Annotated in this window: 1 protein-coding gene; it reads right to left on the bottom strand. The window is 65.4% G+C overall.

All coding sequences use genetic code 11. The features are described 5' to 3' along the window. Positions 1 to 428 (bottom strand): contractile injection system protein, VgrG/Pvc8 family (locus tag ACTJKT_RS31235; RefSeq protein ID WP_440790414.1); only part of this gene is annotated, 428 nt, incomplete at both ends.

The raw sequence follows: 428 nt of genomic DNA, 5'->3' as shown, positions 1-428 counted from the left end.
TCGGCCTTGCCTTCGCGGTCCCAGTGGAACTGCACCTTGACCCGGCCGTACTGGTCGCAGTGGATTTCTTCGCCCTTGGGGCCGGTGACTACCGCGGTCTGGCTGCCCAGCACCCGCGGTTTCGGGTGGTTCAGGGCCGGGCGGTAGAACACCTGCCAGGGCGTGGCGAGGAAACGGTTGCGATAGCCTTGATGAAAGTCGTCCTTGTTGTCGGTGGTGTCGCTGGTCACCGACTCTTCCAGCACCTGCGGCTGCTTGCCTTCGTGAACGATGTGGGTCAGCAGCCAGAGGTCGTTCCACTCGCTGCGCGGATGGTCGGACAGTTCCAGGAAGTGGCCGCTGGCCAGTCGTGTCTGGTCGCCCCAGCCTTCGGCCTGCTGGTAGTCGGCGCGGTGGCGTTCGAGGGCGCGCTGGCTGAGGAACTTGCC

This window comes from Pseudomonas sp. 22526 (assembly GCF_052044735.1).
GTDB lineage: Bacteria > Pseudomonadota > Gammaproteobacteria > Pseudomonadales > Pseudomonadaceae > Aquipseudomonas > Aquipseudomonas piscium.
Note: the sequence above shows the minus strand (reverse complement) of the source record. Positions and strands in the feature narration are given on the sequence as shown.